Genomic DNA, 18,072 nt, shown 5'->3' with positions numbered 1-18,072 from the left:
GTTAATGACAAAAAACCTTCTCTATAAATGACAAAACACTCATTTCCCTAACAAATTCCAATCATTATTTTTCTTCCTAAATTCCTTTTATCTTGGGGTAAATTCAAAGAATCATTTGACCCATGAAAAAACGTTTATTCACCCTCATCTTAATCACCATCAGCTTGACCCATTACGGGCAAGTTCTTTCTCCCATCGTTAAGCCACATCCAAGTATTGACAATCAACGATTGGCCTATGTAGATACCGTTTTGAAACAGTATGTAGATAAAAATTGGCTGACAGGTGCAGTGACCATCGTGATAAAAGACAATCAAGTAGTCCACTATAAAGGACACGGCTATGTCGACTTAACCTCCAAAAAGCCCATGCCCGCCGATGCCATTTTCCGTATCATGAGTCAAACCAAAGGCATTACCAGCGTAGGCATCATGCAACTCTACGAAAAAGGTAAATTTAATCTGGATCAATCCATTGGAGATTTTATTCCTGAATTCAAGAAGCCTAAAGTTATCCAAGATTATAATCCTGCCGATACCAGTTTCACCTTCATTAACGCCAAAAGAGAAATTACTTTTCGTGATTTATTGACACATAGCTCTGGAATCGGATATGCAGACATTGGTTCTGACCGCATGAAGGCTATTTATGCCAAAGCTGGTGTTCCTTCGGGACTTGGGACTTTCCGTGCCAATTTGTTAGAAAAAATGAAGATTCTAGGCAAACTACCTTTGGAACATCAACCCGGAGAAAAATTTACCTATGGCCTCAATACTGATTTATTAGGCTGCCTCATTGAGGTTATCAGTGGCCAAAGTTTGGAAGAATACCTTCAGAAAAACATCTTTGATCCACTAGGAATGAAGGATACCTATTTCAATGTTCCAGCCGAAAAGGCGAGTAGACTTCCTGGCGTATATACCGAAAATGTGCAGAAAAATGTCATTGCTTGGGCGCCAACTTTTCGGAATATCAACCCCAACTATCCTTTGGATAAAAAATCGTATTTCTCTGGTGGGGCAGGGCTTTCCTCCACGGCTTTTGACTATGCTATTTTCTTACAAATGCTCCTTAATGGGGGTAAATACAATGGAAAACAGATTTTAGGAAGAAGAACCGTAGAGCTTATGACCAGCCCGCAATTGGATTTCATCAAAGATGGGGCTGATAATTTTGGTTTAGGCTTTTCCATTACATCCGAAAAATCCAGCCATTTACATGGTAGAAATAAAGGCTCTTTTAACTGGGGTGGCTATTATGGGACCACTTATTGGGCTGATCCCAAAGAAAACATGATCTGCCTCATCATGACCCAACATACTCCTAACTCGCATGGAGATTATAGCAGAAAGGTTGAAAATATCATTTATAGCAGTTTGCTGCGCTAAGATTTGTCAAGCTCGAATTGTCGCCGTAGATTTGATTTGTCAACCTAGCTTTGTTCCATTAGATTTGTCAATAGCTTTGTCAAATTTTAAAATTTGACAAAGCTTGTATTTATATCATGCAAAAAATTGTCCTTACCATTTGCTCCATTAATTATTTAGCACAAGCTAAATCATTGGGAGATTCTCTTTTAGAGCATAATCCAGATTATACCTTTTTAATAGGTTTGGTGGATCGTTTGGACCAATCCAGCATTGATAAATCCCAATTGCCTACTTATCCTTTGATTGAATTACATACCATTGGAATCGAGGATCTAGACGAGCTTTGTGATAAATACAATATCACTGAATTAAACACAGCCGTGAAACCTTTTTTCATGGAATATGTGTATAATACCTATCCAGAGGCTGAAATAGTACATTACTTTGATCCAGACATTTTGGTTTTTCAAGCGCTGAACGAAATTGAAACACCTTTAAAAAACCATAGTCTAGTTCTAACGCCCCATATTGTAAGCCCGTATCCAGACACTTCTCGTCCACAAGAAACGGATTTGTTAAACACGGGTATTTTTAACTTAGGATTCCTAGGTACTAAACGTAGTCCTAATACCCTCGCTTTCTTACACTGGTGGAAAGAGCGCCTCCGCGATCAATGCTACATCGATTTAGCCAATGGTATGTTTGTAGATCAATTGTGGGTGAATTTTGCTCCCGTTTACTTTGATGATGTGTACATTAGTCGGCATGTAGGCCTAAACATGGCCTATTGGAACCTGCATGAACGAACTTTAACAGGAGAAAACATTCCATATTCAGTCAACGACTCAGTACCCCTTATCTTTTTCCATTTCTCAGGTTATCATCCTGAAAACCCTACCGAAATCTCAAAATACCAGAATCGCTATACCTTTCAGGAAAAGGCAGATGTGGCTACGATTTTCGACCAATACGCACAAATTTTGATTAAAAATGGGCATGAAATGTACAAGAAATTTCCTTGTTTTTATATCAAAACCCCTACGCCCAAACCTAGAAAACGCTTTTTACGCGTAAGAAAATACCTGAGTTTACCTTTTCAAAAGGTGGTTAACTTCATCGATAAGGTTCAAATTTAATTGCGCCATTTCAATTAACAATTTCATAGCAATTAGGTAACAATTAAGTAACATGATTATCTGTCCTTTGTGCTGTTTTAAGCCAAAAGCCACAATCAATGTTCGCCTTGATATTCCTGTTTTTGTTTCAATCTCAAACAACTCCCCCCATTCATGGTCAAATTTTAGACATGAATAGAAATCCACTGGTTGGAGTGACCATTCGGGTAAACCAACAAAAATTATATTCTGACGCTGAAGGTCATTTTACCTTAAAGTCTAAACTAAATAAGGGAAATTTTACTTTCACCGCTATTGGCTATAAAAGCAAAACGCAATATTTGAAAGCTAGTGAAAGAGAATTGACCATTTTGTTACTCGAACAAAAACCTGAAATTCGTCAACAACCCTAATTACAAGATCGCAAATTCCACTCGGCGGTTCATTTGTCGGCCTTCTTCCGTTGAATTATCTGCCTTAGGCTTCGTTTTACCATAGCCCTTAGTTCTTATTCGGTCCGACTTAACCCCAGCGTTCATCAAGTAGTTTTTAACTGCGTCAGCACGATCTTGGGATAACTTATTATTCAATTCATCCGAGCCTGTATTATCGGTATGTCCTGATATTTCGATTTGGAGGGTTGCATTCTCTTGCATCACTTGAACGATGCGCTTCAATTCAGGATCTGATTCAGCCGTCAAAGTGGCTTTACCCGTTTCAAAGAATAAATTATTAATCGTCATACTTGACCCTTTGGCAATAGGAGCCATCACTAAATCACGCTCATCTAATTCCAAATACCGTCCTCTCAATTTACTTAAATCGATATTGATAGAACTTGGCAAAAAGCCCTTAGCCTTGGCAGTAATTCCATAATTGGCGCCATAAGGTAACACGAGTTTATATAAACCTGTCTTAGGGTCAGGTTTAGCGATACCAATGGTTTTACCCGTTTTTAAATCCTCATAGCTGATATTTGTCTCGTCGGGAACCTTACCCGTTTGAGAGTCCAAAACTCGACCAGAGACCAATACAACGGCTTCTGACTGCTCACTCGAAATAGATCTAGGACTACCTTTTACATCTTGTTGAGCCAATACTGGTTTTTCTTCCAATTGAGGTGCTGTAGGTTTAGCTGGGACAGGTACTTCTGGTTCAGCTTCTATAGCAATCCGGAAAATATCTTTTTTGCCTAAAGAATTTTTGGACGATAAAAAATAAGCATAATCTCCTTTCGCTGACAAGCTATAATAGGCATCGTATTCTTCGGTATTGATAGGTCCTCCTAAATTAATGGGAGTACGCCAATTGGTCCAGCTATTATCCAAGCGCTTGGACATGTAAATATCTTGACTTCCCTGCCCTCCAGGTCTGTCCGAAGAAAAATACAAGGTCTTACCATCAGCCGCTAAAAATGGGGTTGTTTCCGAAAAATCTGTATTGATGGTTCGACCCAAATTCTTAGGTTCGGTCCATTTTCCCTCATTCAAAAAGCTAACATACAAATCATCTCTGTCCGAATTCTTTTTCTCTGAAAAGGCCAACAACAACGCCTTGCCATCCATGGTCAAATAGGCATATTCATTTTTCCCACGACTTAATTTCTCATAATCTGGAATATCCAACTTTTCAGGTATTGACCATGAATTCATGGTCTTTTTCGACATCGAAAAACCTCGAGTTTCGTAAACACCTTGCACGTAAGCTCCTTTCAATAAGATGGTTTGTCCATCAGGAGAAATAGATAAAATGGTATTGTATTGATCTCGATTTAAGACATCTGGCATTCTTTTGGCAGTACTCCAAACATCCCCAATGCGTTCACTATACCAAATATCCTGTGAACCCGCCACGGTTTCTGAGCCTGTAGTTCCATATTTATTGGATGGGTGATTTTTTCTTCCAAAATACAAGGTCTTTCCATCTGGTGCCATCACCGGATTTAATTCCGAATAGTCAGAATTAATGGCGGAACCCAAATTTTCAGGTAATTTTTGGGCCTGAGTGTCCAAAAGACCAAGGAACAACAAGAAAAAAATCACATATTTCATCATCCTTAATTAGGCATTAAGCGCGGTATATCCATTTCTTTTCCATCTTCTCGGGCACATAATCCATCATCCAATCCGCCAATTTTGCCGCATCCGATTCCACGTGTAGTGCCGTTAAATTACGTTCTTTCAAAAAGCCTTCTTGAATCATGTGTTGTAGTTGCTGCAACAATAAATCATAATAACCTGCGGTATTAAAAATAGCGATGGGCATTTGATGCAGATCCAGCTGCTTCCAAGTTAACATTTCAAACAATTCATCAAAAGTCCCAAAACCACCAGGCATAGCAATAACCCCATCGGCCATTTCGGCCATCAATTGCTTTCTCTCATGCATGGATTCTGTCACGTGGCAAGTCTGAATTCCCAAGTGCTTCACTTCCCATGGCTCCATAAAAGATGGAATGACACCAATAACTTCCCCGCCTAAACGCAGGTACTCATCGGCCATGACGCCCATTAAACCAACACTTCCTGCACCAAAAATTATGGAGCAATCGTGCTTCTTCAATTCTTGAGCTAATCGTTTAACTTCTTCTTCATATACGGGGTTATTCCCCTTTGATGAACCACAGTAAATCAATATTTTTTTTGACATATTAAGAGATTAAATCCTTGAGGGCTTCTGAAAATCGTACAAATCTAAACGAAAAACCGGCTTCTTTCTGTATGCGATTCGAAGAAACTAAATTTCCGCCTGTCACTAAAACTGCCATTTCACCTAATGCTAATCGTAGAGCAAAAGCTGGAACAGCAGGTAAAAATAAAGGTCTGCGCATGGCATGTGCTAACAGCTTGTTCAATTCGGATTGACGAAGCGGTTCAGGTGCTACGGCATTATAAACTCCATGCATCGATTTTTCTTGTAATGCCCATTGGAACATGGCTATCAAATCTTTCAAATGGATCCAAGACTGCCACTGTTTCCCCGTTCCAATATTGGCCCCTACAAACCAATGAATCGGTTTTTGTAAAACGGGGAAAATACCTCCTCCATTTCCCATAACTAAACCTATTCGGAACTTAACCACACGTATTCCTAAGTCCTCAATTCCTTTCAGGCTCCCTTCCCAAGCTTGCGTACAAGACGCAATAAAATCCTGGCCTGGCTCTGTGCTTTCTTCACACAATTTCTCTCCTGTATCTGCCCCATAATAACCAATACCCGATGCAGAAACCAAGGTATGCACTTGATGTGGATATTGTTTCAAGGCATGATACAAAGTTTGTGAACTTTGGACTCGAGATTGAGTTAACTCTTCCTTTCTGGCATTTGTCCAGCGTTGCTCTGCAATTCCCGCACCTGCTAAATGTATGATGGCATCAACCCCTTCCAAAGCCCTTCTATCCATTTCTCCTTTGGCAGGATTCCAAAGAAAATCACCTCCACGACGGGATAAAATAACTACCTCTTGACCACTCTCTTTCAATTGCTTTTGCAATTCTTGCCCAATAAAACCCGTACCCCCAGTGATCAGTATTTTCATCAATTTAGTTTCCTTTCTTAATCGCTTGATAGATCACTTCATTGATTCCTGTTCGGATATTCATATCGCTAATCTTACTATTATTTCGGGTTGGATATACACGATTGGATAAAAAGACATAAACTAAATCATGGGCAGGGTCAATCCATGTGTAAGTTCCGGTAAAGCCTGAGTGTCCAAAACTTTCGGCACTAGCTGATGCCGCTGCTGAAATCCCTGGCTTTTTACGATCTGGCTTATCAAATCCAATTCCTCTCCGGGAGTTTTCATCGATGGAAAAAGGATAGGATGTCCACGTTCTCATCGTTTCTTCCTTGATAAACTGTTGGCCTCCATAATATCCTCTTTGCAAATACATTTGCATCAATTTAGCTAGGTCATTGGCATTCCCAAATAAGCCCGCATGTCCACTTATGCCATCCAAAAGTGCGGCCCCCTCATCATGCACTTTTCCATGAATTAAGGTCTTCCTGAACAAAGAATCATATTCCGTTGGCACAATTCTATCCATTGGGAAATGCTTATCTGCTTGGTAAACCAAGGTACTAGCGCCCAATGGTTTATAAAAAGTATCGGATAAAAATTCCGTCCATTCTTTACCCGACATGCGAGGAGAAACCCTTGGTAAATAATAGTAAGAAAGATCAGAATACACATATTCTTTCTTTTCTCTCAAAGGTGAGTTTTTAATCGCAGCAAACAGCTGGCTAGATAAACTGCTATGTCCCCACAAGTTATCCGTAATCTTGATCGGATATTCTTCTGAATATTGATAAGAGATGGTTTTAGGTTTCCAGCGAGTTACTTCGGATTTTATATCGACACAACTATCCCAAAGCATTTTGTATTGCTGCTTAATCAATGCTTTCACACGGTCTTCACCTTGCGTTTTGGTGATAAATTTCTCCACAACTGTGGTTTTCAAATCTTTCTTGGCAAAACGCTCATTGAATTTCTTACTATGAAAAATCATGTCAGTACTATCTACATATTCTTGCCAAAACGGAATCCAAGCTCTTAATCTAGCCTGATGAGTCAGTACATCAATATATTTCAAATTCGCTTTATTGGAGGCCTTAAGATCCGGAATTAAGGCTCCCATCCCCTCTTGAAGGGAAAATTTTCCTTCATCTTCCCATTTCATTAAAGCAGGAATGGATGTCGATATCTTAGTAATAGAAGCTAGGTCAAAAATATCCGTTTTGCGCAAAGGCGTACTGGATTCATAGGTTTGATTTCCAAAGGCTTTATGATAAATCACTTTCCCTTCTTTCGCAATTAAAACAACTACCCCTGGGGCCCCTTTAACTTGAATGGCTAATTTAGCTAATGAATCAACTTGTTTATTTAGGTAAGCACTTTGAATTCCAACTGCTTCAGGCAATACATTATACTGCAAACGGGCTAAGGTTGGTGTAGAAATCCCCATTCCTCGAACAAACTTGGCATTTAAGGTCACGGGGAACTTTCCCGAAGCAGGCAAACCTCCGAAAATCAACTGAGCAGCCACTTCTTGTTGGGCTATCCCATCTTGATACATAGTAATCAAGGCCGCAGCTTTTTGCAAAGAATCGAACTTGGTGAGAGTAAAGGCATTGCCTAAATGCACCACTACGGTCTTTGGACTTATAAAACGATCTACCAAGGTTTTGATGGGAGCTTTAATACTATAATTATTGGCTGGACGAATGGAGGTTCCATGAATTCCCAAAAGCACGACATCGTATGCATTTAATTTTGCTTGAGTATTAGCTATCGTAGTATCTGCACTCGTTTCATCTACATAAAAATGATCCATTTCCATATAGTTTTGGGCCATTTTTTGAAACTCCGTAGGGAAAGTACTTCCATAATTAGCCTTGCCAATGGCAAGCGTGGCCACTTTTAATTGATGTACATTTCGAAGAGGAATCAAGTTGTCTGTATTCTTCAACACGGTAGCCGTTTTTTCTGCCAACTGTTTATTCAGTACTTCTGAATGAATCGGGTTTAAATCTTCAATCAGGTTTTCAATGGCAATAGGTTGATACTGATCCAATCCTGCCCATGCTTTAGCATTCAATATTTTTTTAACTCGAAAGTTCAAATCCTCTTCTGTCAATTCTCCAGAAGTAATCGCCTTTTTTATGGCATTAAAAGCGGAAGGCACATCCACAAAAGTTTCTAAAATATCATTCCCTGCTAAAATGGCTTTCACATTGGCCGTTCCTTCGGGAAACATTTTGGTAGCTCCCTTCATGTCCATGGCATCGGTAAATACCAGCCCTTCAAACTTCAATTCGTCACGCAATAAGCCTTTGACTATCGGTTTTGAAAGCGTTGATGCCAAACTGGCTGTGGTATCTAAAGAAGGAATATTGAGATGCCCCACCATGATTCCTTGCAAACCTTTTTGGATTAACTCTCGATATGGGAATAATTCCAAACTATCCAGTCTACTGCGACTGTGGCTTAGAATGGGTAAGTCATAGTGAGAATCTGTGCCTGTATCTCCATGACCAGGAAAGTGTTTTGCTGAAGTAATAACTCCTCCTTTTTGAAGCCCTCGCATATAAGCCAAAGCTTTCTGTGTCACTAAATCACGGTCCTCGCCAAATGAACGAAAATTAATAACCGGGTTATTGGGATTATTATTCACATCCACCACAGGAGCATAATTGATATGGACACCCATACGCTTACATTGCTGCGCAATTTGAAAACCCATCTTTTCGATCAATGCATCATTCCCTTGCATGGCTCCGAGCGTCATTTGGTAGGGATAGCGAACGGTTGAATCCAAACGCATATTTAAGCCCCATTCTAAGTCCATGCCTATAAATAATGGCACTTTGGACATGGCCTGTAATTTATTTACAAGTCTAGCTTGGTTAGTAGGATAGCCAGCAAAAAACACAAATCCCCCTACATGATAATCCCTTACAATGGAATTTAGGCGGGCGGTATCATAAATAGGGCCTGTATTACCACGAGGCATTAGTACTTGTCCAATTTTTTGATCCAAACTAAGTGTTGCATATACTGAATCCACCCATTTCTGTTTGGCATGGGGAAATAAACTGGATTGTGCCCAAGCAGAAGAAGTAATGAGTAAGGAAAATATAAGCAGGAGACTATGGCTTATTACTATTTTTTGAAGTTTCATGGAATGGTCGAATTTGAAAATACCAAGTTGTGAAAATACGGCAAAAGCCTGAATCTTTGGGGCTTTGGGATTGATTTTTCGTAGTAATTTTTCTTAAGCCAGAAAGGAATTGTAATTTTGCACACCAAAAAAGATGAACGTATGAGAAAAAAGATTGTTGCAGGAAACTGGAAAATGAATAAAACAGCTGCAGAAGCTGTGGCATTAGCTGCTGAAGTAGCAGCATTAGTAAAATCGGATGTCCCATCCAATGTACAGGTAATTATGGCACCTCCATCGCTATTTATTTCTGAAGTAAATAAAGCGACTGAAGGAATTGCTAATTTATCCGTATCAGCCCAAAACTGCCATGAAAAGGCTTCAGGTGCTTACACAGGCGAAATTTCTGCTCCTATGTTGGCTTCTGCTGGAGTTCCCTATGTTATTTTAGGACACTCCGAGCGTAGACAGTATTTCCAAGAAAGCAATGCTCAATTGGCAGCTAAAGTAGATGCTGCTTTAGAAAATAAATTAACCCCTATTTTTTGTTGTGGAGAGAGCCTTGAGTTGCGTGAAGGTGGCGAATTTTTAGCTTTTGTAGCACAACAATTAACGGAGAGTTTGTTCCACTTAAGTGCTGAGGCATTTGGTCAAGTGGTAATTGCCTATGAGCCAATCTGGGCCATTGGTACTGGCTTAACAGCTTCTTCAGCTCAAGCACAAGAAATGCATGCTTATTTACGTCAGCATATTGCCGGAAAATATGGCCAAGCTGTCGCAGATGCATGTTCAATTTTATATGGAGGAAGTTGCAATGCACAAAATGCGGCTGAATTATTTGCATGTGCTGATGTAGATGGTGGATTAATTGGTGGCGCTTCTTTGAAAGCTGGCGATTTCATTACCATTGCCAAGTCATTCTAAAAATATGATTTTTTCTAAACCTTGCCAGCGTTCCAAACGCTGTCAAGGTTAACGATAATCCTCTCAAAATCGTATCCAACAAACTGATATATGAAAGTTATCGCCTTTGATGCGAATGATACATTGTGGGTTAATGAACCCTATTTCAGTGAGGCAGAACAAACACTTCTGCCAAATGATGGAAAATTTCCTTCCCATTCATAGTACTTCACAAGAGCTTTTCAAAACTGAAATGGACAATCTTGATACCTATGGGTATGGAGTTAAAGGATTTATGTTGTCCATGATTGAAACTGCCACTCGAATTTCTAAAGGAACTATCGGTCTAGATGGAATTGAGCGTATTTTGGCTATCGGAAAGGAATTAATTCATAAACCCATTGAAATTTTACCCGGAGTAGAAGACGTATTAGAGACTTTATCTCAAAAATATCGTTTAGTTGTGGCAACCAAAGGCGATTTACTAGATCAAGAAAGAAAGTTAGCTAAATCTGGATTAGAGAAGTACTTCCATCATATTGAAATCATGTCCAACAAAAAAGAGCATGATTATTTAAAATTAATCCATCATCTAGATATTCAAACGAACGAATTTCTCATGATTGGAAACTCCCTGAAATCGGATATTTTGCCTGTTTTGGCTATTGGTGGACATGGCATTCATGTTCCTTTTCACACTACTTGGGCACACGAACAAGTGTCGCACCAGATCATTCATGAGAACTTCCGTGAAGTGAATGAAATGCTTGAAATTTTAGATTTTCTCTAAACCTTGACAGCGTTTGGAACGCTGTCAAGGTTAACGAAAGATTCGATTTTTTCTTGTCCAATAAACTGATTAAACGCCTTCAGCGACTACTTCTTTCACTTGAGGTACCATTCGTGTCATTAAGGCCTCTATACCGGCCTTTAAGGTCATGGTAGATGATGGACAACCCGAACAAGATCCTTGTAATAACACTTTTACTTGGCCCGACTCCTCATCAAAGGAATAAAAAGAGATGGCCCCTCCGTCAGATTCAACGGCTGGCTTTACATATTGCTCCAGTACTTCTTTGATTTTCGCAATCACTTCCGACTCCTCTGCATCCGAATCAGAAATCGCACTTTCAGGTAAACTGAAAATAGGTCTTTTCTCTTCGAAATATTTCTTCAAATATTGCTTGATTCCAAAAAGTTCATCCTCCCAAAGCACATGTTCCGCTTTGGTTAAAGTGACAAAATTACTCGTGATAAATACACGCTTCACAAAATCAAAACCAAACAAAGCCACGGCCAAAGGGGAGTTTTTCTCCTTAGTTAATCCATCAGCAGGTTGAGTATAATCAAACGACATGCCATCAGGCAATAATTCCACATTGAAAACAAATTTCATGGACTGTGGATTGGGCGTTGACTCGGTATATATATGTATCTGAGATTGCAGCATAGAATTTTTATTTAACCCAACAAAGGTAGGTGCTTTTTGGTTTCAAACACACAAAAAAAACCTGATGTAAAAACACCAGGTTCTTTTGATATCAATCAGACAAATTACTCAGCTGTTGGAGCTGCTTTCTTTGCTGGAGCTTTCTTTGCTTTTGGAGCTGCTTCTACAGCGGCTTCCACTGCTACCTCAGCCTTTGGAGCTGGAGCTGCTTTCTTCGCTGGAGCTTTGGCAACCGCTGGTTTATCAGCAGCTACTGCACTAGCAGCAATAGGCAAAACGTGAACGAAAGAACGACCTTTAAATCCTTTTTTGAAGGTTACAACACCATCAGATAAAGCAAATAATGTATGATCTTTTCCTACGCCTACATTCAATCCTGGATTGTGAGCTGTTCCTCTTTGACGAACAATAATGTTACCTGCGATAACTGCTTGGCCACCAAATAACTTAACGCCAAGTCGTTTACTATGCGATTCGCGACCGTTTTTGGATGATCCGGCCCCTTTTTTATGTGCCATGTTATATTATGTTAAACGTATAAAACGTTGATTAAACAATTATTTTAAAGAAATTGACTCGATCAAAACCTTCGTCAAATCTTGACGGTGACCATTCATTTTTTGATAACTCTTTCTGCGTTTCTTCTTGAAAACCAAGACTTTCTCGCCACGAACGTGAGCTACAATTTTTCCTGTGATTTTAGCTCCCTCTACAGTAGGGGCTCCAACGGTCACATCTCCGTCTTTGTCAACAAGTAAAACCTTGTCGAAAACCAGTGCAGCGCCTTCCTCGCCCGCCAAACGGTGGGTATAAACGGAACGGTCTTTTTCTACTTTAAATTGCTGCCCGGCAATTTCTACGATTGCGTACATTCTTTTATGTATTTAAGTGAAACAATCCCACGAGGCTAGGAATACCTTTCAAAAGCCTTTTAAATGGGGGTGCAAATATAAAAAGTTATTGGCAAACTTACAAGTAAGCCCTTGATTTAATTGATATTAATATACAAACTCCCCAAATTCACTTCGGATCGTCAACTTCTTACTTGTGGATGGTTCTACTCGACCAATCACTTGAGCTGGTATACCAAAGCTTTGAGAAATCTGAATAATCTGGTCTGCATACATAGGATTAACATAGATTTCCATCCGATGACCCATATTGAAGACCTGATACATTTCCTGATAGCTCGTTCCACTTTCTTTTTGAATCATCTCAAATAAAGCCGGCACCGGAAATAATTGATCTTTAATGATATGTACTTGATCCACAAAATGCATCACTTTGGTTTGCGCACCGCCCGAACAATGTACCATGCCGTGTAAATGTGGGCGCAACTCCTCTAATATTGCTTTGATCACAGGAGCGTAGGTTCTGGTAGGAGACAGAATCAATTGACCCACATTCATGGGTGTACCAGCAACAGCCTCCTCTAATCTTCTTGACCCAGAGTAAACTAAATCACGAGGAACCTGAGGATCAAAACTTTCTGGATATTGACCCGCTAAATAGTGCCCCAATACATCATGACGCGCCGAAGTTAAGCCATTGCTTCCCATTCCGCCATTATAGGTTTTCTCATAATTAGCCTGGCCATCTGATGCTAAACCGATGATGACGTCTCCCGCTTGAATATGCTCATTAGAAACCACATCCGAACGTTTTAAACGGGCAACAACTGTACTATCCACAATAATAGTGCGTACCAAATCCCCCACATCTGCTGTTTCTCCTCCAGTACTGTAAATACCAATCCCATTATCTCGAAGCATCTGTAATACCTCCTCGGTGCCTTGAATAATCTCAGCAATAACTTCTCCAGGGATCAAATTTTTATTTCGACCAATCGTGCTGGATAACAACATATGGTCCGTTGCCCCCACACATATTAAGTCGTCCGTATTCATAACAACTGCATCTTGAGCAATGCCTCTCCAAACAGAAATATCTCCTGTTTCTTTCCAATAAAGGTATGCCAAAGAGGATTTTGTACCTGCACCATCCGCATGCATGATGTTGCAATATGCCTCATCTCCACCCAACATATCGGGAGAAATTTTGCAGAATGCTCTCGGGAATAATCCTTTATCTAAGGTCGATATCGCCTTGTGTACATCATCTTTAGATGCAGAAACCCCTCTTTGTAAATAACGATCTGAGGACATAATATTACGCTAATTTTAATTGTGCAAACTCTTTGGCAAAATAGGTCAAAATAACCTGGGCTCCTGCGCGCTTAATTGATAATAAACTCTCCAACATCGCCTTTTCTCCATCTATCCAGCCGTTTTGGGCTGCTGCTTTTACCATGGCATATTCCCCTGAAACATTATAAGCGGCTATCGGTAAATGACTGTTTTCTTTTAATAAAGCAATGATATCCAAATAGGCTAAGGCTGGTTTCACCATTAAAAAATCAGCGCCTTCCATCTCATCTAATTCTGCCTCAATCAAAGCTTCACGACGATTGGCAGGATTCATTTGATACGTTTTTTTGTCACCAAACTTAGGTGCAGATTCCAAGGCATCGCGGAATGGACCATAAAATGCTGAAGCATACTTAACCGTATACGCCATGATGCCCACCTGAGAATAGCCCGCCTCATCCAATGCTTGACGCAAATAACCCACTCGACCGTCCATCATGTCAGATGGACCAATCAACTTGCTTCCTGCCTGAGCCTGAGCAATGGCCATCTTGGCTAATACCGGTAGAGTTTCGTCGTTTAAAATCTGACCATCTTTAACGATGCCATCATGTCCATCTGAACTATATGGATCCATCGCCACATCCGTCAATAAGCTGATTTCTGGGAATCGCTTACTGATTTCATAAATAGATTCGGTATAAATATTTCCCTTTTTATAGCTTTCTGTTGCCATGGAATCCTTTTTAGATTCCGGAATTTGTGGAAATAACGCAAAGGACTGAATCCCCAATTTGACACAGGATTCAATCTCCGCTAACAACAAGTCTAGAGTAAATCGATAAATTCCTGGCATGGAGGAAATCTCCGTTTGAGTATTTTGACCTTCCATAACGAAAAGCGGAAACATCATATCTTTAACAGATAATCGATTTTCTTCCACCATGGAACGGATTACGGCACTTTGACGATTTCTACGAGGTCTTTGCAACATATTAGATCCAATTAAGCTGCAAAGTTACAGAATAAATATTAACCCCGTTGCTCCAATTTAGCACTTAACTCCCCAATCTTCTTTTGTAAATCCAAAATCAACCTCAAGGATTCATCAAATTCCTTTCGCATCACAAAACTATAGCCCTCACTTGGATTTACATCATTCGTATTGCCAATGGTCAATGCGGGCTTATCCATCAAGATTTCTCCTAAATCAAATTCCAAGACCTCTGCAATTTGCTTCATTCGAGATAAATTCGGATCTGTTTGACCCCGCTCAATTTTAGAATAGGACGAGGTTGAAATATTCAATTTCATGGCCACATAATCTTGGCTATATCCTTTATCTGATCTAATTTTTCGAATGCTTTTTGCGAAGTCTTTCATCGCAGTAAAATTCCAAAAGAATTAGAGGATTGCTGTGTGCGTCAAATGACATAAAATAAACTTATGCGACATTTGCAATCGTTTGATGACAAATTTTATCGTTTATCAATTACTTGATAATCCCTTGAAGCCATTCCTGACAATCCGAGTTCAAATCTTCATCCAATTGATTCAATAATAATCCCCGATCGGAATGCTCTAAATTCAAACCAACAAAATCCAATAACTCGTTCAATGGTCCTTCCAATGGATCATTCCCCTCTACCCAAATCTGCCAAAAATCTGTCAAACTTGCTTCATACACCTCTTCCACCATTTGGTATACATCGGCCAGCGCATATCCTTGCTGCTTCCTTCCAAAGTTTTCATTCATTTGAATCATCACATCACGAATCGATTTACGATGCGCAAATTTCTTACGAATCATCAAATCCAATGCCAAAGCCACAATAGCCCCTTTGTAATAAATGGAAACCCGTTTGCCCGGAATAGCCTTCCCATAGCCATCCAACCACAAATCAATGGAACTCTCAATCAACGATTGCTTGGATGCTCCATCCCGTTCAAAATGTAATTTCAAATTGCCTAAAAGGGAAGCTAAATATTCCTCCCTTTGATATACCCCAGAAGCCACTAAAAACCAATCCCCCAAATACGTCGTAACGCCCTCTACAAACCAGGCCGAAGGAAAATAGATTTCTTCAGCATAATTGTAAGGCCATAATTCCATGGGACGGATGGTCGCAATATTCCACACGTGAAACAATTCATGTGAGGCTAAACCAATCAAATCGTCATATAAATCCCGATCAGGAGGGCCCAAAACCATCATCGTTGAACTTCGGTGTTCCACCCCATGATAAAAAGCCTCCTCTTTAATCCAATGTTGAAAACGGTATTCCTTCACAGGAAAATGGCCCATCCATTCCAATTGAAATGCCGAAATAGTCCGATAGGCTTCCAATAACTTAACCTGAAAAACACTAGCTGGGCCAATCCCCTCTGCCCAAAAATGAACGTCTTCCAGCTGCCAATGATGTTGATTCATTTCCTCACCCGATAAGAATGTTGAATCCACCAATTCTCGATAGCTAGGAGCAAGCCACAGCCCCTTTTTACTTTCTTTCAACGTTGTAGACACCTTCCACGCTTGGGGAATATCTACCTTAACTTCACAAGGAATCTCTTCTTGACCTTGCACAAACATCAAACAGGTAATGAAATTAACATATACCATCTCCTCATTCGATACGCTTCCTCCAGCATCTGCCTGCTGGGCAAAATAGGAATAACGCACTTCCACATGTTGATTTTTAATTCCCTGAAATTCCCATGAAGAAGTTCCCCTTTTGTTAAGTTTGATTACCTCTCCAGCCGAATCAAAAGCTCTTACTTGTGGAATGTTCTTAGAAAAATGCTGAGCTTGATATCTCCCCGGTCTCCAAATAGGTAATTGCAATCTAATAGTACCCGACTTAGCAACTTGAAATCGAAAAACGATATTCAAAAAATGCTCCTCCGTTTCGGAAGGAGTTAATTGATAAAATGCTACTTGCTTCATGATGCCATCACTTCTTGTAAAACCTGCCACGAACGAATCTCTCCAATGGACTCCATATGAATTTGATAATATTGCAACATGATTGCCACCAATTCCTTGCGCTGTAATTTAGTCATTGAAACCGTTTTCCCATAACCCGCCCCAATTAATTCCCCTAAAATAGGAGATAAGCTTCCTATTTTTTCCGCTCCAATCCACGGACTCATTTGACTAAAAAACTCGGCGGAACTACTGGATCCAAAACCCAAATAGGCACTCAATTCCCACAAAAATTGAATATGAAAATTCTCGACATGGGCTTCCGCCTTATCCAAAAATTGGAATGATTCCTCCAAAAAATCAAATAAAGGGCTATTCTCTTCTTCTTCTTTCAAAACTTTTCCTAAAACCTCACTTAAGAAAAGCGCGATACTGGACTTAATGATATCAAAAGGTATTTGCTGATAAGGATAATAACATTTGGCCTCAGAAATCCGATGTAAGCCTTTGCCAGGTTTATGATAAACTTCCAAATCCAACAAGGTCAATGGCTGAAAAAGAGCCATTTTATGTTTGGCTTTGGCTGAACGAACCCCATTTTCTATGTAGGAAGCTATTCCGAACTCTGCCGTGTAGATGGTGATCAAGAGGGAAGTCTCACGATACCGCATGTTATTAATGACCAAACCCCTCGTTTTCCGCTGCATCGACTAATCAATCTTATTTTCTTCTTCTACTGTTAAGCCCACTTCGAAAGCTATTTTGTCTAAAATAGCCTCCACCGAATCATGTTCTTGAAATTGTATCGGTTGACGAAACTCGACTTCCAATTGGGTATTTCGCATTTTTAATAACAATCCTTTTTTATCAAATGCTCTTCTAAATCCATTGATTCGAACAGGAACCACAATAGGGTTCGTACTTTTAATTAAGTGGGCTGTTCCCTTACGTAAAGGAGCAAAAGCTCTAGTGGTTCCTTGCGGGAAGCTAATCACCCATCCAAAACCCAAGCCTTTCTTGATTTTTTCAACCGCCTCTAAATCCACTTCTCGCTTGACATTCTCTCCTTTGGCTCGCCAAGATCTGTTCACCAAAATAGCTCCTGCTTGGGCAAAAACCTTAGGCAAAATACCATCATCCTTCATTGTTTCTGCGGCTGCAACATAAAACAAATTGGATCGAGGTGCCAACAAATAAATAGGATAATTAACCGAATTTCTAAAGCCCCATTTGACCGAGAAAAAGATATGATATAAACAAATCACATCCATAAAATAGGTCTGGTGATTCGATAAAAACAAAACCCCTCGTTCAGGCAATTCATCTAAATGCTCCGTCCCTTTGATTTTAGTTTTATTATACATCACCAATCGACTGTAAGTCAAAAAGCCTAAAACAACCATAATAATACGCTTAAACACAATAGGATTACCAAATGGATCTCTTTCTCCAAGACCCAGCGTATCCATAAATTGAAATAAGCGCGTTAATTTTGATGCCAT

17 protein-coding genes and 1 pseudogene are annotated in these 18,072 nt (G+C 39.8%); 5 read left to right on the top strand and 13 right to left on the bottom strand.

What is annotated here, in order from left to right; genetic code table 11:
* The first annotated feature begins 122 nt into the window (after positions 1–122).
* The 3 genes from EWU22_RS02280 to EWU22_RS02270 all read left to right on the top strand — a co-directional run bounded on the left by EWU22_RS02280 (position 123) and on the right by EWU22_RS02270 (position 2,898).
* A complete protein-coding gene (locus tag EWU22_RS02280; protein ID WP_130924244.1) occupies positions 123–1,388 on the top strand; it encodes a serine hydrolase domain-containing protein in 1,266 nt (421 codons plus the stop codon).
* 116 nt (positions 1,389–1,504) lie between these two features.
* The gene (locus tag EWU22_RS02275; protein WP_130924243.1) at positions 1,505–2,506 is read left to right on the top strand and encodes a glycosyl transferase; all 1,002 of its coding nucleotides are present in this window, start codon (positions 1,505–1,507) and stop codon (positions 2,504–2,506) included.
* Positions 2,507–2,604: 98 nt separating this feature from the next.
* Positions 2,605–2,898, top strand: coding sequence for a carboxypeptidase-like regulatory domain-containing protein (locus EWU22_RS02270; protein WP_130924242.1), 294 nt, complete (start codon positions 2,605–2,607; stop codon positions 2,896–2,898).
* Here EWU22_RS02270 and EWU22_RS02265 read toward each other — a convergent pair whose 3' ends face one another.
* The 4 genes from EWU22_RS02265 to EWU22_RS02250 are packed head-to-tail and all read right to left on the bottom strand — an operon-like array spanning position 2,899 to position 9,168.
* Positions 2,899–4,536, bottom strand: coding sequence for an OmpA family protein (locus EWU22_RS02265; protein WP_130924241.1), 1,638 nt, complete (start codon positions 4,534–4,536; stop codon positions 2,899–2,901).
* Between the two features lie 16 nt (positions 4,537–4,552).
* Entirely contained in the window at positions 4,553–5,134 is a 582-nt protein-coding gene (locus EWU22_RS02260) for an LOG family protein (RefSeq protein WP_109321726.1), read from the bottom strand.
* A 1-nt stretch (position 5,135) separates the two neighbouring features.
* Complete coding sequence (locus tag EWU22_RS02255) at positions 5,136–6,023, bottom strand: TIGR01777 family oxidoreductase (protein WP_130924240.1); 888 nt, start codon at positions 6,021–6,023, stop codon at positions 5,136–5,138.
* Positions 6,024–6,027: 4 nt separating this feature from the next.
* A complete protein-coding gene (locus EWU22_RS02250) occupies positions 6,028–9,168 on the bottom strand; it encodes a glycoside hydrolase family 3 N-terminal domain-containing protein (protein WP_130924239.1) in 3,141 nt (1,046 codons plus the stop codon).
* A gap of 141 nt (positions 9,169–9,309) precedes the next feature.
* On the opposite strand from EWU22_RS02250, the gene tpiA reads away from it, so the two are divergent.
* A complete protein-coding gene (tpiA, locus tag EWU22_RS02245) occupies positions 9,310–10,071 on the top strand; it encodes a triose-phosphate isomerase (protein ID WP_130924238.1) in 762 nt (253 codons plus the stop codon).
* 175 nt (positions 10,072–10,246) lie between these two features.
* Positions 10,247–10,840, top strand: coding sequence for an HAD hydrolase-like protein (locus tag EWU22_RS02240; protein WP_231962605.1), 594 nt, complete (start codon positions 10,247–10,249; stop codon positions 10,838–10,840).
* Between the two features lie 69 nt (positions 10,841–10,909).
* Here EWU22_RS02240 and EWU22_RS02235 read toward each other — a convergent pair whose 3' ends face one another.
* From EWU22_RS02235 to EWU22_RS02195, 9 genes and pseudogenes are all read right to left on the bottom strand, one after another.
* Entirely contained in the window at positions 10,910–11,500 is a 591-nt protein-coding gene (locus EWU22_RS02235; protein WP_130924237.1) for a NifU family protein, read from the bottom strand.
* A gap of 260 nt (positions 11,501–11,760) precedes the next feature.
* A pseudogene (rpmA, locus tag EWU22_RS13440) lies at positions 11,761–12,018 on the bottom strand (50S ribosomal protein L27); the annotation flags it as partial.
* Between the two features lie 39 nt (positions 12,019–12,057).
* Positions 12,058–12,372 carry a 50S ribosomal protein L21 gene (gene rplU / locus EWU22_RS02225; protein ID WP_129027216.1) on the bottom strand — a complete coding sequence of 105 codons (315 nt, stop codon included), beginning with the start codon at positions 12,370–12,372 and terminating at the stop codon, positions 12,058–12,060.
* A 126-nt stretch (positions 12,373–12,498) separates the two neighbouring features.
* Positions 12,499–13,665 carry an AIR synthase related protein gene (locus EWU22_RS02220; protein WP_231962603.1) on the bottom strand — a complete coding sequence of 389 codons (1,167 nt, stop codon included), beginning with the start codon at positions 13,663–13,665 and terminating at the stop codon, positions 12,499–12,501.
* 4 nt (positions 13,666–13,669) lie between these two features.
* The gene (gene hemB / locus EWU22_RS02215; protein ID WP_130924234.1) at positions 13,670–14,641 is read right to left on the bottom strand and encodes a porphobilinogen synthase; all 972 of its coding nucleotides are present in this window, start codon (positions 14,639–14,641) and stop codon (positions 13,670–13,672) included.
* 38 nt (positions 14,642–14,679) lie between these two features.
* Entirely contained in the window at positions 14,680–15,030 is a 351-nt protein-coding gene (locus EWU22_RS02210) for a helix-turn-helix domain-containing protein (protein WP_130924233.1), read from the bottom strand.
* A gap of 109 nt (positions 15,031–15,139) precedes the next feature.
* Positions 15,140–16,621: a M61 family metallopeptidase gene (locus EWU22_RS02205; RefSeq protein WP_130924232.1), complete on the bottom strand. Its 1,482-nt coding sequence runs from the start codon at positions 16,619–16,621 to the stop codon at positions 15,140–15,142.
* Positions 16,588–17,277: a DNA repair protein RecO gene (gene recO / locus EWU22_RS02200; protein ID WP_109321714.1), complete on the bottom strand. Its 690-nt coding sequence runs from the start codon at positions 17,275–17,277 to the stop codon at positions 16,588–16,590. The genes EWU22_RS02205 and recO overlap by 34 nt, the downstream gene beginning before the upstream one ends.
* Positions 17,278–17,280: 3 nt before the next feature.
* On the bottom strand, positions 17,281–18,072 hold the full coding sequence (locus tag EWU22_RS02195; RefSeq protein WP_130924231.1) for a lysophospholipid acyltransferase family protein: 792 nt from the start codon (positions 18,070–18,072) through the stop codon (positions 17,281–17,283).

The organism is Aquirufa nivalisilvae, from assembly GCF_004307455.1.
In the GTDB taxonomy this organism is placed as follows: domain Bacteria; phylum Bacteroidota; class Bacteroidia; order Cytophagales; family Spirosomataceae; genus Aquirufa; species Aquirufa nivalisilvae.
This window is presented reverse-complemented; position numbering and strand designations above follow the sequence as displayed.

Coding starts and splice junctions, on each gene's coding strand:
- EWU22_RS02280 (WP_130924244.1), top strand. CDS start 123: ATGAAAAAACGTTTATTCACCCTCATCTTAATCACCATCAGCTTGACC.
- EWU22_RS02275 (WP_130924243.1), top strand. CDS start 1,505: ATGCAAAAAATTGTCCTTACCATTTGCTCCATTAATTATTTAGCACAA.
- EWU22_RS02270 (WP_130924242.1), top strand. CDS start 2,605: ATGTTCGCCTTGATATTCCTGTTTTTGTTTCAATCTCAAACAACTCCC.
- EWU22_RS02265 (WP_130924241.1), bottom strand. CDS start 4,536: ATGAAATATGTGATTTTTTTCTTGTTGTTCCTTGGTCTTTTGGACACT.
- EWU22_RS02260 (WP_109321726.1), bottom strand. CDS start 5,134: ATGTCAAAAAAAATATTGATTTACTGTGGTTCATCAAAGGGGAATAAC.
- EWU22_RS02255 (WP_130924240.1), bottom strand. CDS start 6,023: ATGAAAATACTGATCACTGGGGGTACGGGTTTTATTGGGCAAGAATTG.
- EWU22_RS02250 (WP_130924239.1), bottom strand. CDS start 9,168: ATGAAACTTCAAAAAATAGTAATAAGCCATAGTCTCCTGCTTATATTT.
- tpiA (WP_130924238.1), top strand. CDS start 9,310: ATGAGAAAAAAGATTGTTGCAGGAAACTGGAAAATGAATAAAACAGCT.
- EWU22_RS02240 (WP_231962605.1), top strand. CDS start 10,247: ATGATGGAAAATTTCCTTCCCATTCATAGTACTTCACAAGAGCTTTTC.
- EWU22_RS02235 (WP_130924237.1), bottom strand. CDS start 11,500: ATGCTGCAATCTCAGATACATATATATACCGAGTCAACGCCCAATCCA.
- rplU (WP_129027216.1), bottom strand. CDS start 12,372: ATGTACGCAATCGTAGAAATTGCCGGGCAGCAATTTAAAGTAGAAAAA.
- EWU22_RS02220 (WP_231962603.1), bottom strand. CDS start 13,665: ATGTCCTCAGATCGTTATTTACAAAGAGGGGTTTCTGCATCTAAAGAT.
- hemB (WP_130924234.1), bottom strand. CDS start 14,641: ATGTTGCAAAGACCTCGTAGAAATCGTCAAAGTGCCGTAATCCGTTCC.
- EWU22_RS02210 (WP_130924233.1), bottom strand. CDS start 15,030: ATGAAAGACTTCGCAAAAAGCATTCGAAAAATTAGATCAGATAAAGGA.
- recO (WP_109321714.1), bottom strand. CDS start 17,277: ATGCAGCGGAAAACGAGGGGTTTGGTCATTAATAACATGCGGTATCGT.
- EWU22_RS02195 (WP_130924231.1), bottom strand. CDS start 18,072: ATGGCATCAAAATTAACGCGCTTATTTCAATTTATGGATACGCTGGGT.